The sequence below is a fragment of the Cryobacterium sp. TS_SC_7 genome (assembly GCF_056156285.1).
Map to the genome: position 1 here is coordinate 2,290,481 of NZ_CM149589.1, position 24,630 is coordinate 2,315,110.

Consider the following 24,630-nt stretch of genomic DNA (forward strand, 5'->3'; position numbering starts at 1 on the left):
CATGGCTGGATTTATTGGACAGGTTCCGGAAGAAGTCGACGCCCTCGCGCAGGACTTCGAAACCAAGGCGAGCGACATCGAGAACCTGATTTCCGCGCTCAAGGCGCGACTCGGCGGAACGACCTGGGTCGGAACAGACCGCAGCCGCTTCGAAGGCGACTGGGACGGCCAGCTCTCCTCGAGCCTGCGCAGCGTCTCCAGCGCCCTGCGCGACGCCGCCATGACCGCTCGCGGCAACGCCGAGCAGCAGCGCACCGCTTCGTCCTAGACCCGGCAGTGAGCGGGGTGGTCGGCTTCGGCCGGCCACCCCGCTGATTCGTACCGGTGTGATCGACGTGTGTTTCAGGGGGTTGTGATGCTTTTCATGAAGAGTGAATTGAGCAGTGCTGCGGCTGCGATCCGGAATGCGGAAGCGCAACTGAGCCGCACGGCCGCTGAGCTGGCGGATGCGGGCCTGTGGGCCGGGCAGGACGCGGACCGTTTTCAGGACGACTGGCGGAACTCCGTCAGGGCGCCGTTGCAGACCGCCGCGGGGATCGTCGACTCGGTGGCGTTCATCACGCTCTGACGCGCGGGTCAGCGGCATTCGAGGGGGGAACGAATGGGGCACCACATCGGCATGGATCCCGACGAGGTCGAGGGGCGGGTCGCCGTTCTGCGCAGCCAGATCGCGGAACTGGACGGCGCGCTGACGACCATGCGGCGGGCCCGGGAGGCGTCCGCCAATCCGCTCGGCTACGGACTGCTCCCGGGCAGCCCGATTCTGGCGCCGTGGGCGCTGGCCGGCCTGGCCGTGGCGGCCGCGCAGGTGAAATCCGCTCGGGTCCACGCGGAAGAACTCGTCAATCGCCTCGCCGGCGAGATCGCGCAGCAGCGCGCCGCGAGCGACGGCGGCGCAATCGCGTCAGCAGCGGGCCACCCGGCGTCGCAGACGCCCGCCGCGGCCCTCGCCGCCTACGCGGGGGACCCGACCGCTGATCCCGTCGTGGTGGCAGCCTGGTGGCGCGCCCTGTCGGAGGAGGAGCAGCGCGCCCTGGTCGTGGGGCATCCGGAACTGGTGGGGAATCTCGAGGGAGTCGACTACACGTCGCGCTCTGAGGCCAATCGAGCAGAACTCGACCGTCAGATCGGGATTGCCGAGGCATCCGGTGACGACGAAGACCTCGACTACCTCCAGTCTGTGAAGACGGCCGTCGGGCAGCACACACAGAGCGTCTATCAGCTGATCAGCTTTACCGCCGGCCCGCCACCCCTGGCAGCGATTTCCGTCGGCAACCTCGACACGGCCGCCTACGCCACGTTCCTGGCCCCCGGCATGGGCAGCAACTCGGCGGGGACGCCACGCGATCTGACCGCTGCAGCTCGCGACCTCTACGTGGAAGAGCGTTCCCTGCAGGTCGCGCGTGGACTGACCGGGGGAGTCGCCGTCGTCGCGTGGATGGCCTACGACGCACCCGAAATGGCCAGTCTCACCGACCTCGACGTCTTCAAGGGTGAGCGGGCCAGCGAGGGCGCGGTCGTTTTCGAGCGGGCCCTTCTCGGCTACGACGCCTCGTACAACGGGGGGCCGGGGCACGAAGACCACGGGTCATTCCTCAGCGTGGACGCCCATTCGTACGGGTCGACGATGGCCGCGGATGCGCTCGCCGACATTCCCGAGGGCATCGTGGACGCCTTCGTCGCGATCGGCTCGGCCGGCATCGCCACGAGCATCGGCGGTGCCGACGGCCTGAACGTGCCGGATGGCAGCGTCTACGCCATCCAGGCGTACGAGTCGCTGCCGGCGGCCGGCCTCGGCCTGATCGGAAGCGGCCGTGAGGGAGCGTACTGGGAGTCCTTCGGGGCTGAAAGACTGAGCTCAGACCATCAGATCGTCGACGAGAGGGAGACCAGCGTGACCAACGTTCATGATCTGCAAATGGGAGAGGACAGCTGGTTCAACGGATATCTGGATCGCAATACGACGTCGCTGAACAATGCGGCTCTGGTGAACCTCGGGCTGGGAGACGAGGCGTCTCGTGGCTAAGCGCCCGATCGGAGCGGCGTCATTCGTCGTGCTCGCCCTATCGCTCCTTCTCACGGGCTGTCAGGGCATCCCGGGAACACAACCAGCCAGCACGGAGGCAACAATGACCGAAGACGAATCGCTCGAGAATCTGAACGCCATTTTCGACGACGTGCAGGCCCTGGTCGGCGGTGACTGGGTGGACGAGGACCTCGATTCCCCGCGCAGTTGCTCTCAGTCGGCGGGGGCGGGGGTTCAGCACAGCTCGTTCCGGGTCGGAACTGCCCCGTCGGACCGCACCGAGGTTTTCGCTCTGGTCAAGGAGCACTGGACCGATCTGGGTTACACGGTCACCGAGCGCATCGACGAAGGCTCCGTCGTGAGCATGCGGCTGATGGCGTCGAAGCCGGACGGTCTGGACCTGACGTTCATTGCCGCCGACCTGGGGATGACGCTGGACGGTCTGACCACCTGCGTGCCCGACGACGCCGCGCGCTAGGCCGGAGGTAGTGGTCCCCACCTCCACGGGAGGGGGCTCTGTCCGACGCCGGTACGTACGGATGTCTGAACTCGATTCACACGCGACACACCAGGGGGAAACATGACACACACACAATCGACGAGCATCCGAAGTGCCATCGGCGTGGTCGTGGCGGCGGCGGCGGTGCTGCTCGTGAGCGGCTGCGCCGGCACCGCGGCGGGAGCAGGGTCGGACGATCCGACGGCGTCGCCCAGCACGGAGGCGACCGCCGGCTCGGAGGGCTCGGAGACCCCCGCCGGGCAGCCGGAGGCGGGAGTCGATGCGGCCACGGCGGCCGAGCAGCTGATCCAGATCAACCTCGATCTGCTCGCCGACGGTGACTTCGCGGGGGCGTGCACGTTGTACCTGCCGGCCTACCGCGAGCAGCTGACGACCCTGGCCGATCCGGGCAACACGGATTGCGCCGACGCCCTCGAGGTCGGCTACGTGACGAGCGTTGCGGCCTCCTTCGCCGCGGCGGATGAGGCCGGTGAACTGCCGCTGACGCCATTCTTCAACCTGCCCTCGGCGATCACCGTGGACAGCGCCCAGGTCGACGCCTCGGAGACCTGGCTGGCCTACGTTCCCGGTGCGGCACTCAGCAGCAACGACCCGCAGGAGTTCCGCGATGGAACGGGTGTCGTTCCGGGGTGGCTGGCCCGCTCGCTGTACGTGCAGCAGGACGACGCCGGCGTGTGGCGCTTCGCGTCGTCGACGGAGTACACGGACCGCTGACCGGTCGGCGGTGCGCCGCATCCGTCGCCGGGTCGCCCGTCGCCGACCGTCGCCGACAGCCCGCGGCGCACCCTGTGGAAGCGGGCGCACGGTAGAACATGCGCCCGCTTCCACAACCTGCGCCGCGAGGCGCGGGGGGTGTGGGCACGTGGGGCGCGTCGGACGTCGAAGATACATCTGTGCACAGGGCTGTGGAAAAACCTGTGGACAGCAATGGGAAAACTGACTGCTTCCTTGTGAATCACTGGCATACGGGGTGTGGATAACTCCGTGGAAAACCTGTGGATTCCGGGCCGCCACGCCGGTTGTCCCCGGCTCGATTCAGCCGATGCCCGCCTGTGAATACCTCGAATACAGGTTCGGAATGCGCGTGTCTAGCGAATCTCGGTGAGGTATGTGGTGTACCCGGCGCTGCGCATCGCGGCCATGATCGGCTCGGTGCCGCCGGGCTCGGCGATGGCGATCATGGCGCCGCCGCCCCCGCCACCGGTCAGCTTCGCCCCGAGGGCGCCGGCCCGGCGGGCGATCGCCACGAGCGCCTCGATCTCCGGGCTCGACACCTGCAGGGCATTGAGCAGTCCCTGGTTGATGTTCATCAGCTCGCCGAGCTCGGCGACGTCGCCGCGGCGGAGAGCGTCCACCCCGGCCAGGACCAGTCCGTCGATCTGGCTGAAGATGGCGTCGTAGCGCGCCGGGTTGCGCTGCCAGGCGGTGCGCACGAGGCCGACGGTCTGCGCGGTGAGCGACTCCACCCCGGACAGCCCGATCACGATGGGGATCGGATGGGGGGTGAAGATGTCGCGGATCGTGTGGCCGCCCGGGGCATCCGTTTTCTGGAACAGAACCGAACGGCCGAAGGTGGCGACGGTGTTGTCGATGCCCGACGGGGTGCCGTGCACGATCTGTTCGCACTCGAAGGCGAGACTCGACACCTCGGCGTCGCTGATCGTGAGCTGGAAGCTGTCGGCGACGGCGCGGATCACCGCCACCGCGAACGCGGCGGAGGCTCCCAGGCCGCTGGCGCGCGGCAGGTGCGAGAAGACGTCGACCCGCACGCCCGCGGCGGAGACGCCGAGCCGGGAGGCGATCAGTGCGGCCACCCGGTGCGACAGGTCCGCGCGAAGGGGTTCGCGCACCGAGCCGTCGCTGTCCCAGTCGGCGATGACCGGGGCGAGGAGCGACGCCTGGCGGGTGACCTGCGCGCGCACGGACAGCCCGATCGGGGCCGCGATCGCGTGGTAGCCGTAGACGACGGAATGCTCGCCGAGCAGAATGATCTTGCCGTAGCCGAGGTGGGCGTCCGGGCCGGGGGCGCTGGGCGCTGGCGCTGCGCTGGGCGCGGGCGCTGCGCTGGTCGCGGGGTGCGGCGCAGTCGGGGCGACGGATGCCGCGGGGCGCGCCTCGGCATCCGTCGCAGCCGACCGGGCGGCCGGGTCGCACTCGCTGCCCACGTCGAGGGCCTGGATGATCTGGCGCGCCTTCCACACCTTGATCTCGCCGTCGGCGATGAGCATTTCGACGACCTCCTCGAACCGGGCTCCACTGGCCCCGGCGGCCGCGGCGACGGCCCGCGCGTGCAGGCGCATGTGTCCATGCTGGATGCCGTTGGTGGACAGGGCCTTCAGCGCGGCCAGGTTCTGGGCCAGCCCCACGGCCGCCATCACCTCGGCCAGTTCGGGCGCCGAGGACACCCCGAGGATCGTGTGCGCAAGGCGCACGGCCGGGTTCGACTCCACCTGGCCGCCGACCGTGCCGACCTTCAGCGGCATGGTCAGTTCGCCCACCAGGTCGCCGGATCCGTTCACGCTCCACGTGGTCAGCGGGCCGTAGCCGTCGCCGCGGCCGGCGTAGGCGTGGGCGGCCGCCTCGATCGCCCGCCAGTCGTTGCCGGTGGCGAGGGCGACGGCGTCGATGCCGTTCATGATGCCCTTGTTGTGCGTCGTGGCCCGGTAGGGGTCCATCGCCGCGAACTCGTTCGCCAGCACGATGCCGTCGCGCACCCGAACGCCTGCGTAGTCGGCGGTCTCGAGCAGCGCGGACGGGATCACGGCGCGGGCGCGCACCAGGGCCCGGTCGGTGAGGTTGGAGAGGATGCGCAGGAACACCCGGCCGCCGCTGATCTCCTCCACCAGTGGGGCGAGCCGTTCGCACATGGAGTTGACCAGGTTGGCACCCATCGCGTCGCGGGTGTCGACCAGCAGGTGCACCACGAGCAGCTCGCCGTTCTGCGCGGTCGCACCGCGCAGGAAGACCTCGATGCCCCGGGCGCCGCCGCCGCGGGCGACCATGTTCGGATGTCCGCTGTTGGCCAGGTGCACGAGCTCGTCGCCGCGCGCGAGCAGGTCGGCCCGGGCGCGTTCGGGGTCAGTGACGTCGACGACCTGGATCTGACCGATCAGCAGTGGCTCGTCGGCGACGCTCGTGAACCCGCCGGCCTGCCGCACCAGCCGGGCCGTGGAACTGACCGCGGCGACGATGGAGGGCTCTTCGACCACCATGGGCACGAGATAGTCCTGGCCGTTGATCTGGAAATTCAGGCCCAGCCCCATCGGCAGCGTGAACACGCCGATCACGTTCTCGATCAGCCGGTCGGCAGCCGCCACGTCGAGGGCGGATGTTCCGCCGGTGAGCTGCGCGGCGGCATCCGTGCTCAGAACGCCGCGCTGCTCGAGGAGCGCGATGCGCTCGCTGACCGACAACTGGTAGAAGCGGGGGATGCGGGACCGGCTCATGACGCGGTGCCTCCCTGTAGGCCGGCGGCGAAGAAGCCGAGCGGGATGATGGCGGCCCCGGCCCGGGCGAGTGCCCCGGCAAGACGCTCGGTGGGTTCTCCAGCGTAGCTAAAGGCCAGGCCGACGTCTCCGCCGCCGGCTCCGCTGGTCTTGAAGACGCCGCCCTCGCGCCGGGCGAGGGCGTGCAACTCGTGGTGCCGCGCGCTCACGATGCCGGCCCGGGCGTGCTCATCGAGCTCGCACAGGGCCGAGAAGTAGTCGGAGGCCAGGCGCAGGAAGTCGGCCGGTTCGGCCAGGGCCGCCTCGGCCTGCCCCGCGAGGCGCGCCAGCCGATCCAGGTCGGCCCGGTGCCCGGCGGGGTTCTCGGCGGCGTAGTCGGCCACCCGGCCCACCAGACGGGTGGTCAACGACCCCTCACCGGTGACGACGGCCGAGATGCGGAGCTCCTCCGGCCAACGGAGCGGTACGATCGCGGCGCCCGGGGTGTAGCGGATCAGTCCGCCGTGCACGCTCGCGGCCACGTCACCGCCGCTGCCGGCGCCGTTCTGCGCGGAACGGTGGGCGGCGTGGGCCAGCCGGAACAGTTCGCCCTGATCCAGGCTCAGGCCCCGGGCGCGGGCCAGGGCGGCGGTCAGGGCCACGGCGGTAGCGGCGCTGGAGCCGAGGCCCAGCTTGTGGCCGCCGCGGGAGAGTGCGCTGCTGTCGATGGAGATCCTGAGCGGGGGCACGGTGAGTGACCAACGGGCCGCGGTCGGCAGCGCCGCGGCCTGCACGGTGGCGCGCACCTCGTCGAAGACGCGGAGGTGGGCCCGCTGCTGGTCGGTGAGGCCGGCCGGGAGGGCGCCATCCGTTGCCAGGGTCAGATCACGGATGCCCAGATTGGGTGCACTGACCTGCCAGGCGCCCGTGCGGGACTCGTCGATCGTCACCTCCACCCGCCGGTCGACGGCGGTGAGCAGCGCGGGTGCGCCCTCGAGCACGGCGTACTCGCCCAACAGGAAGAGCTTGCCGGGTGCGGAGGCCCGGATCGTCGGCATCGTCGGGGTCGGGGTCGTCATCGCCGTCATTCCAGCCGGTAGGCGGCCGGGCCGAGTGCGCTGATGCGCGCCTCGTGCACGCCGGGCACGAGCGCCAGGGCCTGCTGCACGGCGGCGGCGTCGCCCGGCAGGCAGAGCACCTTGACCTGCGGGCCGGCGTCGATGGTGAAGTAGGCCGGCAAGCCCTGGGCGCGCAGGGCCCGCACGGCGTGCATGGCGGCGACGGTCGCGGCGTTCCAGTAGATCAGCGCGGGCCGGGTCGTGAGCATCAGGGCGTGCAGCTTCAGGCAGTTGTACTCCGACAGCTCGCCGAGCCGCGCGAAATCACGGTCACGGATGGCCGCGCGCATCTCGTCGAGGTCGTCGTCGGCCGAGTCCAGCCAGGCCGGGTAGAACGGAGACGTGGCCTTGCTCTCGTTCATGCCGATTGTGGAATTTATCGATTTCTCGCCGTGCTCGGTGATCGCCACGACCACGGTCAGAGGCCATTCCTCCCGGTCGAGCAGCTCCTCCGCGTAGGCGTCCGAGCCGTCCGCGGCGGTGCCGGCGTGCATCTCGGCGAAGCCGCCGAAGATCGATCGGGCGGCCGAACCCGACCCGTGCCGGGCGAGGATCGACAGTTCCCGGGCCGGCAGGGAGAGCCCGGCGGCGCCGGCGGCTGCCACGGCGAGGGCCGCGAAACCGGAGGCCGACGAGGCGAGGCCCGCACCCGTCGGGAAGTTGTTCGTCGACGACACGATGGCGCTGTGCCCCGCGGCGGGGAGGCCCAGGCCGGCGGCATGACCGCGCACCAGGTCGAGAACGTGGCTGATGCGCGTGACCGGGCCCCGGCATCCGGCCAGCCAGAACTCGTCGGCGGCCAATCCGGGCACGAAGGTGACGCGGGTGTCGGTGTAGAGCGCGTCGAGCGTGACCGAGATCGAGCCGACGGCGGGCGTGTTCAGGGTGGCGTCGCGCTTGCCCCAGTACTTGACGAGGGCGATGTTGCTGTGTGCGCGGGCCACGGCGGTGGCTCCACCATCGATGGGTTGGTCCACAGTGGTGCTCCGATCGGGTTCCCTCGATTTTAGTCGCTTCGCGGGGCTCCGCACCGGCGCCCCGGGCCGGTTGCGGCTGACGATCTGCTCCTGGTCACCACTTTCACCAACCGGACGAGGATAATGGAAAGGTGCGTTTGAGACCCGGTGTGGGTGAACAACCACGCCAAACCTGAAGAGGGAACCGTTGACACCTGGAATTAGTGGATTCTCCCTGTTCGTGCCGCCCTACCGTGTTCAGCTCGAAGACTGGTGCGACTGGAACGACCAGCCGTGGGGGAAGGTCAAGAACGTCGTCGGCCGCAGCTTCCGCATGCGCGGTCCGGGCCAGAGCGTCTACACGCTGGCGGCGAACGCGGTGTGGCGTCTGATCCGCGACTACGACATCGACCCCGGCCAGGTCGGCCTCCTGGCCCTCGGCACCGAGTCCAGCAGCGACAACTCGGCCGGCGCGGTCATCGTCAAGGGCATGGTCAACGACGCCCTCAGCGCGCACGGTCTGCCCCTGCTCGCCCGCGACTGCGAGGTGCCCGAGTTCAAGCAGGCCTGCCTCGCCGGCGTCTACGGCATCAAGGCGGCGCTGCGCTACCTGGCGACGGATGGCGTGGGCCGTCAGGCCATCGTCGTTTCCGCCGACATCGCCGAGTACGCCCGCGGCGGCAGCGGTGAGCCCACCCAGGGTGCCGGCGCCGTCGCTGTGCTTCTGGAGAGCGAGGCGCGTCTGCTGGAGGTGAACCTGGCCGGGTCCGGCAGCGACTCCGACTACCGCGTGGCCGACTTCCGCAAACCGTTCGCGCGCTTCCGCGGCCAGCCGCCGCGCGACGACGGACAGATGCAGGACCTGCCCGTGTTCAACGGCCGCTACTCCACCAGCTGCTACATCGATGCCACCCACCACGCGATGACGGCGCTGCTGGGCAAGCGCCCCGGAAACTCCCTCGACTACTTCACCGAGGTCGACCGCGTGTTCATGCACCGCCCGTACCACCAGATGCCGGCGACGGGGTGGGTGATGGCGTACCTCTTCACGCTCGCGGCCGATGAGGAAACGGGCCGAGACCAGCTGCGCGCGCACTGCGCGGATGCCGGAATCGACGCCGACCTCCTGCTCGCCGAACTGTGCGCACCCTCGCCGTTCCACGGCAACGGTGCCGACATCGGCGAGATCACCGGCGATGTGTTCCCGCTGTCCCGCCGGCTGCGCCAGCACCTGCGCAGCACCGAGCTCTGGAACACCCTGGTCAGCGAGAAGCTCGGCCTCGGGTCCGACGCCATGCGCGACCTGGGCAACCTCTACACGGCGGCCCTGCCGGCATGGCTCGCATCCGGTCTCCAGCACGCCCTGACGGACGGTCTCGATCTCGCCGGCCAGGAATGGCTGGCACTCGGCTACGGCAGCGGCGACGCCGCCGAGGCCCTGCCGATGCGGGTCGCCGAGGGCTGGCAGGCCGCCGCCGGGCGGATCAACTTCGAGACCGCGCTGGAGAACCCGGTGGACCTGACCGAGGCGCAGTACATCGCGCTGCATGAGGGACGCCCGGGCGATCTCGTGCCGGCCCCGGCCGACGACCAGTTCGTGGTCGACCACCTCGGCACGGCGAACGGCCCCGACTTCTACGACCAGGGCATCGAGTACTACCGCTACGTGCCGCCCACCGCCTGAGCCTCGGCCCCGCCCGGAACGAGGAAGGGCCCCCGACGCAGTGCGTCGGGGGCCCTTCCTGGTGAACCGCGTTAGTCGTTCGGCTCCAGGAACTCGGCGGTGTGCGCGATCGTCGGGATGGACGATGTGATGACGGTGCCGTCGGCCCGTCGCCCACCCTCGATCAGCGCCCGCGAGGGTGCTCCGGAGTCGCGCGGGCCCTGGTGGGCCAGCGGGACCGTGACGGGCAGGCCCATCCGCACGATGACGGAGACGCCGCGCACGGCCAGCATGACGTCGACGCCCTCTTCGACCGTGAGGTTGACCTCGGTCTGCCGCACGTCCACGCGCAGCCGGGTGCCCCGGAGCGTGATGCGGAAGGTCAGCGCCTCCCAGGTCTCGGGCAGACGCGGGTCGAGGGTGATCTTGCCGCCGTGGTCGCGCATTCCGCCGAAGCCGTAGACGAGCGCGCTCCAGACACCGCCGGCGGATGCCACGTGCACGCCGTCCGCCGCGTTGTGGTGCAGGTCGGCAAGGTCGACGAACAGGCCCGAGGTGAAGTACTTGAGCGCGAGCTCGTGGTAGCCGACCTCGGCCGCGATGATCGACTGCACGACGTCCGACAGGGTCGAGTCGCCCGTGGTGATCGGGTCGTAGTAGTCGAAGTCGGCGCGCTTCTGCTCCGGCGTGAACTGGTCTCCCTGCAGCAGGAGGGCGAGCACGACATCCGCCTGCTTGAGCACCTGGAAGCGGTAGATCACCAGGGGGTGGTAGTGCAGCAGCAGCGGGCGGTTGGCCGGCGGGGTCTGCGACAGGTCCCAGCGTTCCTTCTCCAGGAACTGGGCGTCCTGCGGGTGGATGCCCAGGGTCTTGTCGAACGGGATGTGCATCGCTTCCGCGGCGAAGGACCATTCGATGATCTCGGCCTCGTCGAGTCCGAGACGCGCGACCATGAAGTCGTAGGAGGCGATGTCGACCTCGCGCAGCCGGCGCACGCCCTTGACCGCGGCCCGCAGGTTCGAGCGGGCCATGATGTTCGTGTACAGGTTGTCGTTGACGACGGTGGTGTACTCGTCGGGCCCGGTGACGCCGTGGATGTGGAAGACGTCGTTGCCGTTGCCGCGCCAGAAGCCGAGGTCGGCCCACATGCGCGCGGTCTCCACCAGGATGTCGATGGCCTCGCGGGAGAGGAAGTCCTCGTCGCCGGTGGCCGACACGTACTGGGTGAGCGCATAGGAGATGTCGGCGTCGATGTGGTACTGCGCGGTGCCGGCGGCGTAGTACGCCGACGACTCCAGGCCGTTGATCGTGCGCCACGGGAACAGGGCGCCGAGCTGGTTCAGCTCGGTGGCCCGGGCGCGGGCGTGATCGAGCATCGCGTGCCGGAACCGGAGCGCGTTGCGCGCGGCGTTCGGCGACGTGTAGGTCAGGAACGGGAGCACGTACACTTCCGTGTCCCAGAAGTAGTGGCCGCCGTAGCCCGATCCGGACACGCCCTTCGCGGACACACCCTGGCCGTCGGCGCGCATGGAGGCCTGCGCGAGCTGGAAGAAGTTCCAGCGGGTGGCCTGCTGGAGGGCAGGCTGACCGGCGAGTTCGACATCCGTGCGCGCCCAGAAAGCGGTGAGCCAGTCGCGCTGCTCGGCCACGTAGTGCTCGGTTCCTGCCGCGACGGCGCGGTCGAGCGTGCGGTCGCACCGGTCGGCGAGTTCGTGCGTGGGGACGCCCGTGGAGGTGTGGTAGCTCAAGGTCTTGGTCAGTTTGATCGACTGGCCCTGCTTGGCCTTGATGCGGTAGACGTGCTTGGCGAGGTCGTCGCCGATGTGCGAGGCCTCGTCGTACTCGTTGACCGTCTCCATCTGGTGATCGGCGGCGCAGGCGATGGTCATGCCCGAGTTCGTGCAGCGGAAGCCGAGGATGTAACGGCCGTCGGAGGCCCGCTTGAAGCGGGGACGCAGCACCCGGTCGGTGAAGGACTCGGCCTTGCGCGGGTCGAAGTCCTTGCCGTTGGTGGGCTTGGGAGCGTCGTATTCGCCGATGCCGTCCTGGCGGTTGAGGATCTGGCTCGAGATGACCACCGACGCGTCGGCGTCGAGCATGGTCACCTCGTACTCGATGATCGCCAGGTGGCGTTCGGTGAACGACACCAGGCGGCGCGACTGGATCAGCACGCGCTTGCCCGAGGGCGTACGCCATTCGAGGGAGCGGGAGAGGATGCCGCCGGCGAAGTCGAGGCGGCGCTCGTAGCTGAGCAGGTCCGCGAGGGTCAGGACGAGCGGCTCATCGTCGACGTAGATGCGGATGATCTTGGCGTCCGGCGCGTTGACGATGGTCTGCCCGACGCGCGCGAAGCCGAAGGCCTCCTCGGCGTGCCGGATGGGCCAGGTCTCGTGGAAGCCGTTGATGAAGGTGCCGTGGGCGTGGCCGTCGCGGCCCTCGTCGACGTTGCCGCGCAGGCCGAGGTAGCCGTTGCCGACGGCGAACAGGGTCTCGGTGCGCCCCATGTCGTCACCGGAGAAGTCCTTTTCGACCAGGGCCCATTCGTCGATCGGGAACCGGTTGCGGTCGAGCGGGTCGGACGTGTCGGTGTTCCGGTTCATACCCCGGCCTCCGTTTCGGCGTTGGGGAGAAGGTCGTGCAGGTCGGGCACGACGACGTCGGCGCCGGCGTCGAGCAGCGTCTGCGTGCCCACGCCGCGGTCTACGCCGAGAACGAGGCCGAAGTTGCCGGCGCGACCGGCCTGGATGCCCGAGTGTGCGTCTTCGACGACGACGCACTGGGAGGCGTCGAGGCCGAGCAGGGCGGCGCCGAGCTCGTAGGTGTCGGGGGCCGGCTTGCCGGCCAGGCCGCGCTCGGCGGAGAGCAGGCCGTCGACGACGATCTCGAAGCGGCCACGGATGCCGGCGGCCGCGAGGGTCTTCTCCCCGTTGCGGGAGCTGGTGACGACGGCCACGGCGAGGCCGGCGGCCACGACGTAGTCGAGGAACTCGATCGATCCCGGGTACGGGGTGACGCCGTCTTCGACGAGGGTCTCGGTGAATGCCTGGTTCTTGCGGTTGCCGAGCCCGCAGACGGTGTTCAGCTCGGGGCCGTCCGTCGGGTCGCCATCGGGCAGCAGGATGCCGCGGGAGGCGAGCAGGGAGCGCACGCCGTCGTAGCGGGGCTTGCCGTCGATGTACCGGAAGTAGTCGGCGTCGCTGTAGGAGGGACTCACCCCCTGCTCCTCGAGGAAGGGGGTGAATAAGCGCGACCAGGCGGCCATGTGCACGTCGGCGGTGGGTGTGAGTACTCCGTCGAGGTCGAAGAGTACGCCCCGCAGGGACAGGAGCCGGTCGCGCGTTTCTGCGCGCGACAGGGGGGATCGCGTAGAAGTCATTACTGGTGCCTTGCTCGGTAGGTCCTCAGACGGGGGAGTCTGATCGGTCAAAGGGTCACGATTTCGATCAGGGGGGGGGATCGACGTGATGTGCGCCAACGCGGCGAGAACGCGAGTGACGACGATGCGGACCAGGTCTAGGGCTGCATGCGCCTGAATACACCAACGATCCTATGCCCCCGACACCGCTGCGCCGTCTATCGAGGCGGCGCCGTGCGGCCGGTCAGCCGGCCTCGGTGGCGCTCGCACGAGCATCCGGCTCGGCACTCGCCCTGGAATCGCCCAGTACGATTGGCCAGGTGACCCGCGAATCAGCCGCGAGCCCGGCGGCACCTGCTTCGACGGATACTGCGCGCTCCGATCGGCTGACCGGTCGACGCTTCACCCGGCTGATCTCGGTCACGATCGCGGTGCTCGTGCTCCTGGTGGCCGGTCTCGCGGCGGCGAACTTCAGCCAGGGACCTCGCCTGGCCTCGGCCGAGATCAACCTGGACGCCTCCGTCTCCCGCGGCAATCCCCGACTGCTGCTCACCGCCAACCTGCCGCTGGCCGAGGTCGCGGCCGGCCAGGTCGCGGTCAGTCCGGCCACCGAGGTCTCCACCAGCGTCTCCGATCGCGCTCTCACGGTCGAGTTCGCGGGCATCCTGCGCTACAACACGGTCTATACCGTGACGGTGACGGATGTCGCGGGCACGTCCCAGAGCGCCACGTCCACTCTGGAATACGAGTTCACGACCCCGGACGTCGATATCTATGCGCTGCAGCGCGACCGTCGGATGAGCGACTCCGGCGTCAAGCAGCCCGACACCGTGCGCCGCACGACCCTGCTGGGACGCGGTGACGGCGACGTCGTATTCAGCGCGTCGCGCATCCAGCAGTATGTGGCCCTGGAAGACCACCTCGCGGCCGTCACGCTGGGCGACGACGACGCGGCCACCCTCGAGGTGGTCTCGTTCGCGGGCGGGGACAACGTGCAGGTGCCCCTGCCGGGCGCCGGAGTGGTCGAGAACCTGCGGGCATCCCCGTCGAAGTACCTGATCGCGTACACCTTCACCAGCGCGCCGGACTCCCAGGGTCGCCGTTACGACCGCACCCCCTTCGTCTACGACCTGACCGAGTACTCGGGCCTCCCGGTGGAGGTCACCGGGGTGGACGACCTGCCGATGACCGTCATGGACCTGGTCTTCGTGCCGGACTCCACGACTCTCGTCGTGCAGAACTCGGGTTCGAGCATGTTCCTCGTCGACCTGCTCGGCGAGGCCGTGTTGACCCCGCTGGGCCAGCACGCGGAGCTGCGCGATTTCGTGCCCGGCACCCGCGCGCTCGTCGTCGCCGACCCGAACCAGGGTTCCACAATCGACCTCGCCGACGGGGCAGTGACCGCGCTCGACCTCAAACCCAGCCTGCTCGACGAGAGTGCCTACCCCGGCAAGGTCGTGCTGCTGAACGAGCAGGGCCGGTACGCCCGCCTGTTCCTGCAGGCGACCACGGACATCAACCAGCTGTCGTCCCTGATCGCCGTCACCGACCCCGACGACTCCAGCGTCGCATTCGCGCCCGCGTCGGAGTCGTCGAGCGTGCGGGACTTCTGCGTCTCCCCGAACGGCCAGTACCTCGCGGTGGAGACGATCCCGGCCGCCGGCCTCGCCGACGAGTACCCGACCCTGCCCGCGTTCTCGGGCATGACGACCACCCTCGTCGACCTGGACAGCGGCACCAGCAGCCGCAGCGTGTCCGGTTTTCTCCCTGACTGGTGCGGGTGACCGACGGATGCGCCTGCTCACCACCGACACGCAAGCCCCTGCCCCGAGCGCGGCCGAGCCGAAACACTCCAGGATGTGCACATGAGTCAGACCACCGCTGTGCGGCCCTCCGCCGCACGCCGGGGACCCGGCCGGGGCCTCACCGTCGGCCTCGTCATCATCGGGATCGTCATCCTGCTGCGGGCCTTCGCCCCGGCGCCGCCCGCCGACAGCCTCGCGGACACCGCCCGCGACTTCGTCACCCTGTCGATCAGTGTGGTCATCGAGTCGCTGCCGTTCGTCTTCCTCGGCATCGTGCTCTCGATCGGGGTGCAGATCTGGTTGCCGGAGGGGTTCCTGCTCCGGCGCCTGCCGAAGAACCCGGTCGCGCGCCGGGTGGTGCTCTCCCTGCTGGGCATGTTGCTGCCCGTCTGCGAGTGCGGCAACGTGCCCCTCGCCCGGGGCCTGATCGCCAAGGGTCTCACGGTCGGGGAATCGATGACGTTCCTGTTCGCCGCCCCGATCCTGAACCCGGTGACCATCATCACCACCCAGCAGGCGTTCGGCTGGGACAGCGGCATCCTGGCCTGGCGCATCGCCGGCGGCTTCCTGATCGCCAACCTGATCGGCTATATCTACAGCCGGCATCCGAAACCCCAGTCCCTGCTCACCCCGCGGTTCCAGGAGGCCTGCGCGCTCGGCGACGGCCACGACGCGGCCGCGGGGAAGGCTCGGCGCAGCGCGACGTTGTTCACTCAGGAGACCAGCGCGATGCTGCCGGCCCTCTTCATCGGCGCCGGCCTGGCCGGTCTGATCCAGACCGCCGTCTCCCGCGATGTGCTCGTGACGCTCGGCAGCCATCCGGTCTGGTCCGTCCTGGCGCTGATGGTGCTGGCGTTCGTGGTGTCGATCTGCTCCAACGTCGACGCCTTCTTCATCCTCTCCTTCGGCGCGACCTTCCTCCCCGGCGCGATCGTGGCCTTCCTGGTCTTCGGCCCGATGATCGACATCAAGATGCTGGCGCTGCTGCGCACGACCTTCACGGCGAAGACCCTGGTGCAACTCACCCTGATTGTGGCGCTCTGTTCCGCGGTGCTCGGATTGGCGATCAACTATGCGGTTTAGACGGCTTCTGCGGCGCTGGCAGGGCGCGGTCCTCAGCGTCGTGGGCATCGTGGCCACGGTCTGGCTGGGTTTCAGCGGGCAGCTCGGCCTGTACATCCACCCGCGCTATTTCGTGTTCACCTGGGTCATGGCGGGCATCGCCGGGGTGCTCGTGGTGGCGGCCTTCGCCCTCGTGCCGGCGGCCGAACACGAGCACGAAGCCCGGGACGACGAGGGACGCTGGGCGTGGCTCTGGTCGGCCGGCAGCATCCTGATCATCGCCTCGGCCGTCGTGGGGCTGCTGGTGCTGCCGCCGGCGACCCTGACCACGGCCACGGTCGCCAAACGTGACCTCAACGGCTCGACCTCGTCGATCACGCAGAGCGAGGCGAACGACCTCGTCGGCGGCGACTACTCCACCTTCACCGTGCGGGACTGGTCCTCGCTGCTCCGCCAGGGGGCCGGCGAGGACTTCTTCGCCGACAAGACCGCCACCGTGACCGGGTTCGTCACGCCCGACCCGAGCGACCCGGAGAACGTGTTCTTCGTGGCCCGGTTCATTGTGGCCTGCTGCGCGGTCGACGCGCAGCCGGTCGGCGTCCCCGTCTACCACCCCGGCTGGCAGGACGAGTTCCCGGTCGACAGCTGGGTGTCGATCGTGAGCGGCTTCGGCACCAATCCGAGCATCAGCAGTGAAGAGGCCATCGTCCTTGTCGGGAGCGAGATCACGCCCACCGACCAGCCGGCGCAGCCGTACGTCTACTGAGCTCCGACGTGGTTGCTGCCCGCCGTGACGCCGGCGAGGCGCAGCCAGGTGTCGACCACGGTGTCGGGGTTCAGCGACACCGAGTCGATGCCCTCGGCGACGAGCCACTCGGCGAAGTCCGGGTGGTCGCTGGGCCCCTGGCCGCAGATGCCCACGTACTTGCCGCGCGCCTTGCAGGCCGCGATGGCCATGCTGAGCAGCTTCTTCACGGCCGGGTCGCGCTCGTCGAAGCCACCGGCGACGATGGCCGAGTCGCGGTCGAGGCCGAGCGTCAGCTGCGTCATGTCGTTGGAACCGATGGAGAAGCCGTCGAAGTAGTCCAGGAACTCGTCGGCCAGCAGCGCGTTGGCCGGCAACTCGCACATCATCACGATCTCGAGGCCGTTCTCGCCGCGCCGCAGACCGTTCTCGGCCAGCAACTCGATGACGCCCGCGGCCTCGTCCAGGGTGCGCACGAAGGGGATCATCAGCTTGACGTTGGTCAGCCCCATTTCGCCCCGCACGAACGAGAGCGCCTCGCACTCGAGGTCGAAGCAGTCCCGGAAGGACGGCTCGAGGTAGCGCGACGCCCCACGGAACCCGAGCATCGGGTTCTCCTCGTGCGGCTCGTAGGCCGGCCCGCCGATCAGGTTGGCGTACTCGTTCGACTTGAAGTCGCTCATCCGCACGATCACGGTCTCCGGGGCGAACGCGGCTGCGATCGTCGACACGCCCTCGGCCAGGCGCTTGATGTAGTACTCCCGCGGGGAACCGTAGGCGGCGATGCGGGTGTTGATCTCCCGGGCCACGTCGGCAGGCTGGTCGGCCAGGTTGAGCAGGGCCTTGGGGTGGATGCCGATCTGCCGGTTGATGATGAATTCGAGCCGGGCGAGACCCACGCCGTGGTTGGGCAGCTGGGCGAAGGTGAACGCCTGCTCCGGAGTGCCGACGTTCATCATCACCTTCACCGGCGCCGGCGGCAGCGTGGTGAGCGCGGTCTCCTCCACGCCGAAGTCGAGCAGTCCGTCGTAGATCAGTCCCGCCTCGCCCTCGGCGCAGGACACCGTGACCAGGGCTCCGTCGGACAGGATGTCGGTGGCGGTCCCGGTTCCGACGACCGCGGGAATGCCGAGTTCCCGGGCGATGATGGCGGCGTGGCAGGTGCGTCCGCCGCGGTTGGTCACGATGGCGCTCGCGCGCTTCATGATCGGTTCCCAGTCGGGGTCGGTCATATCGGCGACCAGCACGTCGCCGGTGGCGAAGCTGGCCATCTGGTCGATGGATGAGAGGATGCGCACGCTCCCGGCCCCGATCCGCTGGCCGATCGCGCGGCCCTCGACCAAGACCTTGCCGGTCTCCTTCATCTTGAACCGGCTCTGCGATACGGCGCTCGCCCGTGACTGCACGGTCTCGGGGCGGGCCTGCAGAATGTAGATGCCGCCGTCCACGCCGTCCTTGCCCCACTCGATGTCCATCGGGCGCCCGTAGTGCGCCTCGATCAGAAGGGCGTGCCGGGCCAGCTCGTCCACGTCGTCGTCGGTGATGCTGAACAGGTTGCGCAGTTCGGGTTCCACGGGCACGAAGTCGATCGTGCGACCGATTTCACGGTTCTGGGTGAAGGTCATCTGCAGCGCCTTCTCGCCGAGGGTGCGCTTGAGGATGGCGGGACGGCCGGCCTTGAGCGCCGGCTTGTAGACGTAGAACTCGTCCGGGTTGACGGCGCCCTGCACGACGGCTTCGCCCAGACCGTAGGAGGACGTGATGAACACGGCGTCGCGGAAGCCGGACTCGGTGTCCATCGTGAACATGACGCCGGACGAGCCCACGTCCGAGCGCACCATGCGCTGGATCCCGGCGGAGAGGGCCACCTCGGCGTGCTCGAAGTCATGGTGCACCCGGTAGGCGATCGCCCGGTCGTTGTAGAGGGAGGCGAAGACGTCCTTGATGGCCGGCAGGATGTTCTCGATCCCGCGCACATTCAGGAACGTCTCCTGCTGGCCGGCGAAGGACGCATCCGGCAGGTCCTCGGCGGTCGCACTGGAGCGCACCGCCCAGGAGAGGTCGTCGGAGCCGCCGTGCTTCTCCACCAGCGCCGCGTACGCCTCCCGGACCTGCGCCTCGAACTCGGGCAGGAAGGGCGTGTCGCGCATCAGGCCGCGAATCTCCTGGCCGGCCGCGGCCAGTTCCGTGACGTCGTCGATGTCGAGGCCGCGCAGGCGCTCGATGATCCGCTGGTCCAGGCCGGAATCGGAGAGGAAGCGCCGGTAGGAGTCCGCCGTGGTGGCGAATCCGTCGGGAACCTTGACGCCGGCCGACGTGAGGTTCTGCACCATTTCTCCAAGGGAGGCGTTCTTGCCGCCGATCCGGTCCAGGTCCGCGAGTCCGATTTCTGAGAACCAGAGGATGTCCGTCGTCATTGTGTCTGCTCCTTTGCAGGTGTGCGGCCGAAGGTGCGGCCGCCGGGTGAGCCGGCTCACCTCGTGGATGAACCCTCTGTTCCATAGTGTCAGGTCTGTCTGGCCGACGTGTGACGTGCCTACTTGATTGACATGTTTACTTGCCTGTCGTTACCGCTTCAAGTGCATCTGCTGCAGGATCGTGGCCGACATCTCCTCCACAGACATGCTCGCCGAATTGAGGAACGGTATCCCGTGGGAGGCATACAGGCGTTCCGCGCTCCGCAGCTCGAACCCGCACTGGCGCAGTGAGGCGTACGGCGACCCCTCCCGGCGCTGGGTGCGCACCTGGCTCAGCCGCAGGGGATTGGTCGTGAGGCCGAAGCATTTGTCCACGAACGGCTGCAGCGGCTTGGGTAGCCCCTCCCGCTCGAAGTCCTCGTCGACCAGGGGGAAATTCGCCGCGAAGATGCCGTGCTGCAGAGCCAGGTACATGGTCGTGGGCGTCTTGCCGCAGCGCGACGGGGCCACCAGGATCAACTGCGCCTTCTCCAGCGCGCGCAGGCTCTGCCCGTCGTCGTGCTCCATCGCGTATTCGACGGCCGTCATCCTCGACTGGTACCGCGCTGCGTTGCCGAGGCCGTGCGCGCGCCCCGGTTCGTTGCTGGCCGGGGTGGCCAGCGTTGTCTCGAGCTGGCCGAGGTAGGTGCCCAGCAGATCGATCAGCGTGGCCTGGCAGGTCCCCAGGGTGTGACGGATGTCGCTGGTCACGGCCGTGGAGAAGACGATCGGCTTCTTTCCCTCGGCCACCAGCCCGTCGACCAGGTCGACCACGGCCTGCGCCTGCTCCACGTTCAGGATGAACGGAATGGTCGTGCGGTCGAATTCCATCGTGGGGAACTGGGAGAGCAGCGTGTTCCCGAGCGTTTCCGCCGTGATGCCGGTGCTGTCGGAGAGGAAGAAAACCGGGCATGGATCGTCATTGGCCATGACTTATTGTGCACCTGCGGCGGTTTTGCGCTCAATTGAACGCAGCGCCGCGGGCGATAGTCTTACCGTGATCGAGGGAGACCATGGCCATCAATTCATTCAGCGCAAGAACCATGATCGTCATAAGCGCTGTGGCCCTGAGCTCTCTGTTCGGGTCGGTCGCAGCATCTGCCGCAGAGGCGCCACCGGCCACCGACGCCGGGGCCTTCACCCTTCGAGTCCCGCCGGGGACCTCGGTGGAATCGTTGATGAACCAGAACGCCCCGGGTGTCGTGACGTCGACCGGTTGCCCTGCCGGTGCGGGCTTCAGCGTGCAGGCGGATTACAACTACCAGGTCTCGGGCGTCACCGTCGTGCTCCCGATTCTGCTGACGCCGGGCATCATCGTTCTCGCTGACGGCGTCGCCACCGTCCCGCTGGAGCCCGTGTCGCTCTGGCTGAGCACGAACGCCTTGAGGCATGTGGGGACTGTCGTTCTCGTCGGCTCCTGCTTCCCGGAACCCTCCGGGACCGAGGCGGGCGTCGCGCCTGCCCAGGCAACCCTGACCATTCCCTACCGGTCTGACGCTCTCGGTCTGCCCCCGCCCCTCCCCGATCCCACCGGACCTGCGGCCGCGGTCCCGTCAGTGCAGACGGTGCCCGTACCGGACGACGAGCCGGCCACGGCTGTCGTCGCACAGCCGACCCTGGCAGACACGGGCTTCGCCGCTACGGGGACTCTTGTCCTGGTTGTTCTGCTGGCAGGAGCCGGCATCCTGCTGGTCGCGACCCGGCGTCGATCCGACCTGGGTTTGCTGTCCCCCCATCACGCGCAGCAGACTGAAGACCCGGGTTGCGGCTGATTCGTCGGCCCGGTAGCTAAGGAACCCACCATGACTGAACCGAACGACGCCCGCGTCGGCCTTTACATCGACTTCGACAACATCGTCATCTCGCGCTATCAGCAACTGCACGGGCGCAATGCCTTCCAGCGCGACGGCATCAGGAACTTCGACCGCACGAGTGCGGATGCCGACCCCGTCATCGCCGCACGGCTGAACGCCGCGACCGTCGACTTCAACGCCATCATCGACTTCGCCGCGTCATTCGGCACCCTGGTCGTCAACCGCGCGTACGCCGACTGGTCCGTGCCCGTGAACGCGAGCTACCAGCGCCAGCTCATGTCGCGCGCCGTGGACCTCACCCAGCTGTTCACCACCACCACGCGGGGGACGAAGAACGGCGCGGACATCCGTCTGGCCGTCGACGTGGTCGAAGACCTCTTCCGGCTGCCCGACCTCACCCACGTCATCATCATCGCCGGCGACTCCGACTACATCGCCCTGGCCCAGAAGTCGAAACGGCTCGGTCGCTTCGTGGTGGGCATCGGTGTCGCCGGTTCGACGAGCACCTCCCTCGCGGCGGCGTGCGACGAGTTCGAGGACTATGACTCCCTGCCCGGAATCGCCAAGGTCGCCCCCAGTGCCCCGGCCGCGGCGGCGACGACGGAGAAGTCCCACTCGGGCCGGAAGACGGCCGAGCCCGCTGTGGTCGCGCACTCCGAGCCGACCCCCATCCCGGCGCGCAACCTGACGATGGTCCCGATGTTCTCGCACACCGAGGAGTCGCCGTTCGACGAGCCGGAGCCGGCCGAGGACATCGACCCGCAGACCGTCGCGACGGAACTCCTCGTGCGCGCCCTGCAGATCGGTCACGCCAAGGGCGACGACGATGAGTGGCTGAACACGGGCTCGGTCAAGAATCAGATGCGTCGGATGGACCCCTCGTTCAACGAGAAGCCGCTCGGTTTCCGTTCCTTCACAGATTTTCTCTCCTCGCGCAGCGACGTGGCCGAACTGCAGGAGGATGGCCCCCATCGGCTCATCCGGCTGCGGCCCACGGCGACCGGGCGCTGAGTCCCGCTCAGGCGCCCATCAGGACGAGGGCGTTGTAGACGACGTAGACCGGCCAGACGATCGCCTGGAGCAGACCGAGGATGACGCCCCAGAAGGAGCCGTCGGAGACGGAGATGAAGTAGATGGCTGCTCCGATATAAGCCAGCAGGAAGAAGAAACCCCACGGGCCGTCCCGAACGATCACCCTGGCACGGCTGTCGGTTCCCATGTCGATCCTCCGTTGTGAGCGCCTACCGATTCGGCGTCAGGCTAGCCGGACTGCTCGCGGAGCGACACCCTCGACGCCGCCGGAACCGCCGGGGGCTCAGGCCAGCTGGTAGCCGGCCGCGGTGACGGCCGCTGCCACGACGCCGCGGTCGAGGGCGGCCGGGCTGGTCACGTGCACGGTGGAGGCTCCGCCGCTGTTCAGGTCCACCGTGACGGCCTCCACCGAGTCGAGCGCGCCGAGCGCGGTGACGACACTGCCCACGCAGTGCTGGCAGGTCATGCCGGTCACGAGGTACGCCTCGGTGAGGCTGGTCGGGGTGGTCATGGGGATTCCTAACGTTGTGGTTCGGCGCCGCAGAGCGGTGCACTGACACTTGCAAGCATACCCCTGGGGGGTATGCTCGGCTCCATGCGGCACGACCACAGGGCGATGGGTCACGGCGGCCACGGTGATCACGTGGCCCGGTTCCGGCGTCTGTTCTGGGTGATGCTGGCCCTCACCGTGCCGGTCGTCGCCTTCAGCCACATGTTCGCCATGCTCCTGGGCTACAGTCTGCCTGACCTGCCCGGAATCCAGTGGCTCTCACCCGTGCTGGGCACCGTCATGTATGTCTGGGGCGGGCAGCCCTTCCTCAGTGGGGCCGCCACGGAACTCCGGGCGCGAAAGCCCGGCATGATGCTCCTGATCGGGCTCGCGATCACGGTCGCATTCGTGTCGTCGTGGGGGGCGAGCCTCGGCATCCTGGCCCCCGAGCTCGATTTCTGGTGGGAGCTGGCGTTGCTGATCACGATCATGCTGCTGGGCCACTGGATCGAGATGCGCTCGCTCGCCCAGACCTCCACCGCGCTCGAGTCACTGGCCGCGCTGCTGCCCGACGAGGCCGAGCGGGTGGAAGGCGGCGAGGTGCGGGTGGTGGCCCCGACCGAGCTGCGGGTGGGCGACCTCGTGATTGTGCGCCCGGGCGCCCGAGTGCCGGCCGACGGGCAGGTGGCCGAGGGCACGGCCGACGTCGACGAATCCATGATCACCGGCGAGTCCCGGGCCGTTCGTCGCGGACCCGGCGACCCTGTCGTCGCGGGCACGGTGTCCACCGACACGGCCCTGCGCGTTCGGGTCACGGCGGTGGGCGACGACACCGCGCTCGCCGGGATCCAGCGCCTCGTAGCGGAGGCGCAGGCGTCGTCATCCCACGCCCAGCGCCTCGCCGACCGGGCCGCCGGCTGGCTGTTCTGGTTCGCGCTCGGCACCGCGGTGCTCACCGCTGTCGTCTGGTCGGTGCTGCTCGGTGTGCCGGAGATCGCGGTCGTGCGCACCATGACGGTGCTGGTGATCGCCTGCCCGCACGCCCTCGGCCTCGCGATCCCCCTGGTGGTCTCGATCGCCACCGAGCGGGCCGCGAAGGGCGGGGTGCTCGTGAAGGACCGGCTGGCGCTGGAGAGCATGCGCACGGTCGACGCGGTGCTGTTCGACAAGACCGGCACGCTCACCACGGGTGCGCCCACGGTCACGCACCTCGTAGCGACGGATGCGGCGGACGAGCCGGCCGGGAATGCGCCGGCGGCAGAAGAGGAGCTGCTGGCGCTGGCGGCGGCTGTGGAAGCCGACAGCGAGCATCCGCTCGCCCGGGCGATCGTGGCGGCGGCCCGGGAACGCCGGGTGCGGGTGCCGCAGGCGACGGGGTTCCAGGCGTCCGCGGCGGTGGGCGTCACGGGCGCCGTCGACGGCCGGCGGGTGAGCGTCGGCGGCCCTGGCCTGCTCCGGGAACACGGTGCGCGGCCGCTGCCGGTGACCGAGTTGTGGGCTGCCGAGGGTGCCATCGTGCTGCACGTTCTTCGCGGAGACGCGGTGATCGGCGCGATCGGCCTGGCCGACGCCGTGCGGCCGGAATCCCGGCAGGCCGTCGACGCGCTGCACGCGCTCGGCATCCAGGTCGTGATGATCACCGGCGACGCCGAGCCGGTGGCGCGGTCGGTCGCCGCGGAACTCGGCATCGACCGCGTGTTCGCCGGCGTGCGGCCCGAGCATAAGGCCGCGAAGGTTGCCGAGTTGCAGGCCGAGGGCCGCAGGGTCGCCATGGTCGGCGACGGCGTCAACGACGCGCCCGCACTGGCCCAGGCCGATGTCGGCATCGCCATCGGAGCCGGCACGGATGTCGCGATCGCCTCCGCGGGGGTCATCCTCGCCAGCGACGATCCGCGCTCGGTGCTCTCGGTGATCGAGCTGTCCCGGGCGAGCTACCGCAAGATGCGTCAGAACCTGTGGTGGGCGGCCGGCTACAACCTCCTGGCCGTGCCGCTCGCGGCGGGTGTGCTCGCTCCGATCGGTTTCGTGCTGCCGATGGAGATCGGCGCGTTGCTGATGTCGGCGTCCACGGTGGTCGTCGCTCTGAACGCGCAACTGCTGCGGCGCCTCGACCTGCGCCCCGAGAGCAGCGCTCTTTCGGCCGTCTCCAGGCAGGCATAAAAT

21 protein-coding genes are annotated in these 24,630 nt (G+C 69.1%); 12 read left to right on the forward strand and 9 right to left on the reverse strand.

Annotated features, from left to right (window positions below; translation table 11 throughout):
• Nucleotide 1 precedes the first annotated feature (1 nt).
• The 5 genes from AC0J5J_RS10515 (at nt 2) to AC0J5J_RS10535 (ending at nt 3,260) form a co-directional block, all read left to right on the forward strand.
• Nucleotides 2–268, forward strand: coding sequence for a WXG100 family type VII secretion target (locus tag AC0J5J_RS10515; RefSeq protein WP_134423778.1), 267 nt, complete (start codon nt 2–4; stop codon nt 266–268).
• A 96-nt stretch (nt 269–364) separates the two neighbouring features.
• Nucleotides 365–568: a hypothetical protein gene (locus AC0J5J_RS10520; protein WP_474897900.1), complete on the forward strand. Its 204-nt coding sequence runs from the start codon at nt 365–367 to the stop codon at nt 566–568.
• 33 nt (nt 569–601) lie between these two features.
• Nucleotides 602–2,026, forward strand: a complete 1,425-nt coding sequence (locus tag AC0J5J_RS10525) for an alpha/beta hydrolase (protein WP_474897901.1) — start codon at nt 602–604, stop codon at nt 2,024–2,026.
• Nucleotides 2,027–2,129: 103 nt separating this feature from the next.
• A complete protein-coding gene (locus AC0J5J_RS10530) occupies nt 2,130–2,504 on the forward strand; it encodes a hypothetical protein (protein ID WP_474897903.1) in 375 nt (124 codons plus the stop codon).
• Nucleotides 2,505–2,606: 102 nt separating this feature from the next.
• Entirely contained in the window at nt 2,607–3,260 is a 654-nt protein-coding gene (locus AC0J5J_RS10535) for a hypothetical protein (protein WP_474897905.1), read from the forward strand.
• Between the two features lie 374 nt (nt 3,261–3,634).
• Here AC0J5J_RS10535 and AC0J5J_RS10540 read toward each other — a convergent pair whose 3' ends face one another.
• The 3 genes from AC0J5J_RS10540 to mvaD are packed head-to-tail and all read right to left on the reverse strand — an operon-like array spanning nt 3,635 to nt 8,066.
• Nucleotides 3,635–5,992 (reverse strand): hydroxymethylglutaryl-CoA reductase, degradative, encoded by a 2,358-nt coding sequence (locus tag AC0J5J_RS10540; protein ID WP_474897906.1) that lies wholly within the window; start codon nt 5,990–5,992, stop codon nt 3,635–3,637.
• The gene (locus AC0J5J_RS10545) at nt 5,989–7,050 is read right to left on the reverse strand and encodes a mevalonate kinase family protein (protein ID WP_474897908.1); all 1,062 of its coding nucleotides are present in this window, start codon (nt 7,048–7,050) and stop codon (nt 5,989–5,991) included. The genes AC0J5J_RS10540 and AC0J5J_RS10545 overlap by 4 nt, the downstream gene beginning before the upstream one ends.
• 5 nt (nt 7,051–7,055) lie before the next feature.
• Entirely contained in the window at nt 7,056–8,066 is a 1,011-nt protein-coding gene (gene mvaD, locus AC0J5J_RS10550; protein ID WP_198414214.1) for a diphosphomevalonate decarboxylase, read from the reverse strand.
• Between the two features lie 187 nt (nt 8,067–8,253).
• Here mvaD and AC0J5J_RS10555 point away from each other — a divergent pair, with 187 nt between their 5' ends.
• Nucleotides 8,254–9,729: a hydroxymethylglutaryl-CoA synthase gene (locus AC0J5J_RS10555; protein WP_474897909.1), complete on the forward strand. Its 1,476-nt coding sequence runs from the start codon at nt 8,254–8,256 to the stop codon at nt 9,727–9,729.
• Between the two features lie 71 nt (nt 9,730–9,800).
• Here AC0J5J_RS10555 and AC0J5J_RS10560 read toward each other — a convergent pair whose 3' ends face one another.
• Both AC0J5J_RS10560 and AC0J5J_RS10565 read right to left on the reverse strand, forming a co-directional pair.
• Entirely contained in the window at nt 9,801–12,308 is a 2,508-nt protein-coding gene (locus tag AC0J5J_RS10560) for a glycoside hydrolase family 65 protein (RefSeq protein ID WP_474897911.1), read from the reverse strand.
• Nucleotides 12,305–13,084: an HAD family hydrolase gene (locus AC0J5J_RS10565; protein ID WP_134423787.1), complete on the reverse strand. Its 780-nt coding sequence runs from the start codon at nt 13,082–13,084 to the stop codon at nt 12,305–12,307. The genes AC0J5J_RS10560 and AC0J5J_RS10565 overlap by 4 nt, the downstream gene beginning before the upstream one ends.
• 299 nt (nt 13,085–13,383) lie before the next feature.
• Here AC0J5J_RS10565 and AC0J5J_RS10570 point away from each other — a divergent pair, with 299 nt between their 5' ends.
• The 3 genes from AC0J5J_RS10570 to AC0J5J_RS10580 all read left to right on the forward strand — a co-directional run bounded on the left by AC0J5J_RS10570 (nt 13,384) and on the right by AC0J5J_RS10580 (nt 16,696).
• Nucleotides 13,384–14,847: an Ig-like domain-containing protein gene (locus AC0J5J_RS10570; RefSeq protein WP_474897913.1), complete on the forward strand. Its 1,464-nt coding sequence runs from the start codon at nt 13,384–13,386 to the stop codon at nt 14,845–14,847.
• An 81-nt stretch (nt 14,848–14,928) separates the two neighbouring features.
• Entirely contained in the window at nt 14,929–15,951 is a 1,023-nt protein-coding gene (locus AC0J5J_RS10575) for a permease (protein WP_474897915.1), read from the forward strand.
• Nucleotides 15,941–16,696 (forward strand): TIGR03943 family putative permease subunit, encoded by a 756-nt coding sequence (locus AC0J5J_RS10580; protein ID WP_134423790.1) that lies wholly within the window; start codon nt 15,941–15,943, stop codon nt 16,694–16,696. Before AC0J5J_RS10575 ends, AC0J5J_RS10580 begins: the two co-directional genes overlap by 11 nt.
• Here the strand turns inward: AC0J5J_RS10580 and ppsA are convergent.
• Both ppsA and AC0J5J_RS10590 read right to left on the reverse strand, forming a co-directional pair.
• Entirely contained in the window at nt 16,690–19,092 is a 2,403-nt protein-coding gene (gene ppsA, locus AC0J5J_RS10585) for a phosphoenolpyruvate synthase (RefSeq protein WP_474897916.1), read from the reverse strand. The genes AC0J5J_RS10580 and ppsA overlap by 7 nt on opposite strands.
• A 150-nt stretch (nt 19,093–19,242) precedes the next feature.
• Complete coding sequence (locus AC0J5J_RS10590; protein WP_134423792.1) at nt 19,243–20,061, reverse strand: pyruvate, water dikinase regulatory protein; 819 nt, start codon at nt 20,059–20,061, stop codon at nt 19,243–19,245.
• Between the two features lie 248 nt (nt 20,062–20,309).
• On the opposite strand from AC0J5J_RS10590, the gene AC0J5J_RS10595 reads away from it, so the two are divergent.
• Complete coding sequence (locus AC0J5J_RS10595; protein ID WP_474897918.1) at nt 20,310–20,903, forward strand: hypothetical protein; 594 nt, start codon at nt 20,310–20,312, stop codon at nt 20,901–20,903.
• Nucleotides 20,904–20,933: 30 nt separating this feature from the next.
• A complete protein-coding gene (locus AC0J5J_RS10600) occupies nt 20,934–21,956 on the forward strand; it encodes an NYN domain-containing protein (protein WP_134423794.1) in 1,023 nt (340 codons plus the stop codon).
• A gap of 7 nt (nt 21,957–21,963) precedes the next feature.
• On the opposite strand, the gene AC0J5J_RS10605 is transcribed toward AC0J5J_RS10600, so the two are convergent.
• Both AC0J5J_RS10605 and AC0J5J_RS10610 read right to left on the reverse strand, forming a co-directional pair.
• Nucleotides 21,964–22,164 (reverse strand): hypothetical protein, encoded by a 201-nt coding sequence (locus AC0J5J_RS10605; protein ID WP_134423795.1) that lies wholly within the window; start codon nt 22,162–22,164, stop codon nt 21,964–21,966.
• 96 nt (nt 22,165–22,260) lie between these two features.
• Nucleotides 22,261–22,488, reverse strand: a complete 228-nt coding sequence (locus AC0J5J_RS10610; protein ID WP_474897920.1) for a cation transporter — start codon at nt 22,486–22,488, stop codon at nt 22,261–22,263.
• Nucleotides 22,489–22,572: 84 nt separating this feature from the next.
• Between AC0J5J_RS10610 and AC0J5J_RS10615 the strand changes: the two genes are divergently transcribed.
• Nucleotides 22,573–24,627, forward strand: coding sequence for a heavy metal translocating P-type ATPase (locus AC0J5J_RS10615; RefSeq protein WP_474897922.1), 2,055 nt, complete (start codon nt 22,573–22,575; stop codon nt 24,625–24,627).
• The last annotated feature ends 3 nt before the right edge of the window (nt 24,628–24,630 follow it).

What these genes read in the sequence shown, in the direction of transcription:
- AC0J5J_RS10515 (WP_134423778.1), top strand. Translation starts at nt 2, where the DNA reads ATGGCTGGATTTATTGGACAGGTTCCGGAAGAAGTCGACGCCCTCGCG.
- AC0J5J_RS10520 (WP_474897900.1), top strand. Translation starts at nt 365, where the DNA reads ATGAAGAGTGAATTGAGCAGTGCTGCGGCTGCGATCCGGAATGCGGAA.
- AC0J5J_RS10525 (WP_474897901.1), top strand. Translation starts at nt 602, where the DNA reads ATGGGGCACCACATCGGCATGGATCCCGACGAGGTCGAGGGGCGGGTC.
- AC0J5J_RS10530 (WP_474897903.1), top strand. Translation starts at nt 2,130, where the DNA reads ATGACCGAAGACGAATCGCTCGAGAATCTGAACGCCATTTTCGACGAC.
- AC0J5J_RS10535 (WP_474897905.1), top strand. Translation starts at nt 2,607, where the DNA reads ATGACACACACACAATCGACGAGCATCCGAAGTGCCATCGGCGTGGTC.
- AC0J5J_RS10540 (WP_474897906.1), bottom strand. Translation starts at nt 5,992, where the DNA reads ATGAGCCGGTCCCGCATCCCCCGCTTCTACCAGTTGTCGGTCAGCGAG.
- AC0J5J_RS10545 (WP_474897908.1), bottom strand. Translation starts at nt 7,050, where the DNA reads ATGACGACCCCGACCCCGACGATGCCGACGATCCGGGCCTCCGCACCC.
- AC0J5J_RS10560 (WP_474897911.1), bottom strand. Translation starts at nt 12,308, where the DNA reads ATGAACCGGAACACCGACACGTCCGACCCGCTCGACCGCAACCGGTTC.
- AC0J5J_RS10565 (WP_134423787.1), bottom strand. Translation starts at nt 13,084, where the DNA reads ATGACTTCTACGCGATCCCCCCTGTCGCGCGCAGAAACGCGCGACCGG.
- AC0J5J_RS10575 (WP_474897915.1), top strand. Translation starts at nt 14,929, where the DNA reads ATGAGTCAGACCACCGCTGTGCGGCCCTCCGCCGCACGCCGGGGACCC.
- AC0J5J_RS10580 (WP_134423790.1), top strand. Translation starts at nt 15,941, where the DNA reads ATGCGGTTTAGACGGCTTCTGCGGCGCTGGCAGGGCGCGGTCCTCAGC.
- ppsA (WP_474897916.1), bottom strand. Translation starts at nt 19,092, where the DNA reads ATGACGACGGACATCCTCTGGTTCTCAGAAATCGGACTCGCGGACCTG.
- AC0J5J_RS10590 (WP_134423792.1), bottom strand. Translation starts at nt 20,061, where the DNA reads ATGGCCAATGACGATCCATGCCCGGTTTTCTTCCTCTCCGACAGCACC.
- AC0J5J_RS10595 (WP_474897918.1), top strand. Translation starts at nt 20,310, where the DNA reads ATGAACCAGAACGCCCCGGGTGTCGTGACGTCGACCGGTTGCCCTGCC.
- AC0J5J_RS10600 (WP_134423794.1), top strand. Translation starts at nt 20,934, where the DNA reads ATGACTGAACCGAACGACGCCCGCGTCGGCCTTTACATCGACTTCGAC.
- AC0J5J_RS10605 (WP_134423795.1), bottom strand. Translation starts at nt 22,164, where the DNA reads ATGGGAACCGACAGCCGTGCCAGGGTGATCGTTCGGGACGGCCCGTGG.
- AC0J5J_RS10610 (WP_474897920.1), bottom strand. Translation starts at nt 22,488, where the DNA reads ATGACCACCCCGACCAGCCTCACCGAGGCGTACCTCGTGACCGGCATG.
- AC0J5J_RS10615 (WP_474897922.1), top strand. Translation starts at nt 22,573, where the DNA reads ATGCGGCACGACCACAGGGCGATGGGTCACGGCGGCCACGGTGATCAC.